We start from the raw sequence: 3,164 nt of genomic DNA on the forward strand, positions 1-3,164 counted from the left end.
TTTTCAATGTCTTCTCTAGATGATCGTAACGATCAGTGAGAACCAGCCATTTGGCGATCACTTAGAACCATCCACCCCCATCATCACTTAGAACCATCCATTTGGCGATTTCGTTTTTTCGCCAAGCAAATCATCACCTAGAACCAGCCATTTGGCGCTTCCATATTGTGGTGATAAGCTTAATCACTTAGAACCACCCACCCTTTCTTTTTTCTTAGATTGTCATGTTTGACTAGTATTAATTTTGTTTTTTACTTCTATTCTATTTCTTCTGTTATCGAAGTCTTAGAAAAGGAAGTATATTATGCCAAAAGGAAGGTTAACAAATATGTTGGAAATAAGAACAGTGATTCATCGTCTTAGAAATGGTGACTCCAACCGTTTGATTGAAAGAGAAATCGGAGTTGATCGTGCGATCATACGCAACATCAAAAATTTAGCTATGGCTCATCAATGGTTAGATCTTCAATCGCCTATGCCTTCGGATGACGAAATTTCAAAAGTTTGGATACCCAAACCCAAATCTTTCAAAGACCATCCTCTCGATCCTTATCGTCATAGTTTAGAAGAATGGCGCAAAGAAGGACTGTCTGCGACTGTTATCTATCAATTACTTAATGATAAGTGTTCTTGTAATCCTCAAATGGTCCGACGTTATCTCAAAAAGCATTTTCCAAAGACAGTCGACCCCGTCATGGTTCGTCAAACATTGCCAGGTCAGTATATGGATATCGACTTTGGATATCTCGGCGAATTTTATGATGATAATGGATTGAAGAGAAAAGCGTGGGTATTTACATTTCGACTCCGTCATTCTAGAAGAGTCTATCGTCAAGTCGTTCTCAATCAAAAATTAGAAACATTTCTTCTGTGTCACATCCATGCTTTTGAATCGTTTAGCGGAGTGCCTCAGTATGTAGTATTAGATAACTGCAAAGCAGCTGTTATACGATCCACGGTTGACAATGATATGATCATGCGTTCCTATCAGGAATTGGCGGAACATTATGGCTTTGTGATCTCTCCTTGTCTTCCAAGAACCCCGGAGCATAAAGGAGGTGTTGAAGGAGACGTCAAGTATATCAAGGGGAATTTTCTTCCTTATTTTCGTCAGAAGTTCAAGGAGAGAAATATTGTGCAACCTCGTCTCACTCACCTTATTGAAGGCCTCGAACAGTGGGGAAGGGAAATTGCTGATGTCCATATTGTGAATGGAGTTGGGCGTTCTCCTCAGGAGATATTTAAGGCAGAAGAACAGCAATATTTACGTCCTCTTCCCAACCATCGTTGGGAACCTACATTTTGGAGCCAATGCACTGTTCGTAGGGATTGGCGAATCATGTTTGATTCTGCTTACTATTCTGTTCCTTATCACCTGATTGGTAAGATGGTTCAAGTATGCTCAACATCTTCTTTAGTTCGCATTTTTTACGATCATCAAGAAGTTGCTTATCACGATAGAGCCAAACAGAAGTGGGAATATAAGAGAAAAACCGAGTATGCACCCCCTCTCCAGGAAGAAGTTCTGCAATGTTCTCGAGAAGGTCTGCTTGCTTTAGCAGATAGTGTAGGACCTTATACATATAAACTCGTTGAAGGTATTTTATCGCATCCTTCAATCGATAAGTTAAGACCTGTACGTCTTTTATTAAGGCTTGCCACAAAATACTCACAAGAACGTCTTGAAATAGCGTGTCAGCGGGCATGCAAGTACAAAATGTTTAGTTACAGTAGCGTAAAGAATATTTTAGATGGCAATCTAGAGACCCAGCGACCAGAACAAAACTGCTCGACGGAAGTCGTTAAGCTACCGCATTTTCGATTTGTCAGAAATCCAGCAGACTATAGAAGCACAACTGCGATGGATGCTCCTAGGAAACAGACGTTTCTAGAGAGATTAGAAGAAGCTCATCCTCATTCGAAACATGGAAATGCAATGTTAGGAGTCTATCACGCTCTTTTAGCTGATCAAATAGCCGAAGAGGAAATAGAGCAAGTGCAAAGGGAAAAAAATTTACCGTGATCCGCCAACGTGTGAACAAGACCACGGTGTTTTGGTTCCTAAACTAAGATGAATATTAACAGGAGAATAAATTTATGGAAGGTTTAATGATCGCAAAAAAACTTAACCGTTTAAGGCTGTCTGGAGTAGCGCAGTCATTAGAATATCGATTAGAACAAGCATCTAAGGAGCAATGGTCGTATTCGATGTTTATGGAAACTTTATTAACAGATGAAATAGAAAGGAGGGATAACAAACAATTCAAACTCCGGCTATCCAAAAGCCGATTAGATTTGAATAAGACATTAGAAACATTTGATTTGGGATTCAATCCAAAAATCCAGATTTCATTAATAAGAGAGTTGTCTCTTTGCCAATTTATTGAGAAGAGGGAGAACATATTCATTCTAGGACCGAGTGGGGTAGGAAAGAGTCATTTAGCTCAAGCAATAGGGCATCAAGCGTGTCGAAATGGTATAGACGTGATGTTTTATTGTGCGTATGATTTATTTGAATGGATTCAAAATGGAAAAGGAGATGGAACACACAAGAGAAGGTTGAATCAAATCATCAAAACGCCGCTTCTCATCGTAGACGATTTTGGGCTCCAGAAGCTTAATGGAGCGCAACAAGAAGATCTCTATCAAGTCATCGCTCAAAGGTATGAGAAGAGCTCAACAATTATTACAAGTAATAGAGACTTTGATGAATGGTTAAATATTTTTGAGAATCCTTTATTGGGTACAGCAGCATTAGATAGATTAATTCATAAAGGGATACAGATCATCATCGAGGGGAATAGCTATCGATTGGCGGAGTTTAAAAAAACTTGCGCGAAACAAAAGAAAGAGTAAATATAAATAAGAAATTTGAAGGAGACAAAGCATAGACATCTAAGAATTTGATAAGATGGGAGGTGTGGCTGGTTCTCAGTGATCATATCATCGGAGTTCGGATGAGATCGCCGAGAAGTGTGAAAAAAGGTGGCTGGTTTTAGGTGATGATTTGCTTGGCGAAAAAAACGAAATCGCCAAATGGATGGTTCTTAGTGATCATCAGGTGGATGGTTCTTAGTGATTGTTACCATGTGGGCTGCTCTCAAAAAGTTTTATTCCCCCAACAGCAATAGTTCGCTTAAGAGAATTAGTTCGATATAGACAGA

Annotated in this window: 2 protein-coding genes; both read left to right on the forward strand. The window is 39.3% G+C overall.

What is annotated here, in order from left to right; genetic code table 11:
* The first annotated feature begins 304 nt into the window (after positions 1-304).
* Positions 305-2,023, forward strand: a complete 1,719-nt coding sequence (gene istA / locus K2Y18_04040) for an IS21 family transposase (GenBank protein MBX9804908.1) — start codon at positions 305-307, stop codon at positions 2,021-2,023.
* A gap of 74 nt (positions 2,024-2,097) precedes the next feature.
* Entirely contained in the window at positions 2,098-2,856 is a 759-nt protein-coding gene (gene istB / locus K2Y18_04045) for an IS21-like element helper ATPase IstB (protein MBX9804909.1), read from the forward strand.
* Positions 2,857-3,164 lie beyond the last annotated feature (308 nt).

It is taken from the genome of Alphaproteobacteria bacterium (assembly GCA_019746225.1).
Lineage (GTDB): Bacteria > Pseudomonadota > Alphaproteobacteria > Paracaedibacterales > VGCI01 > VGCI01.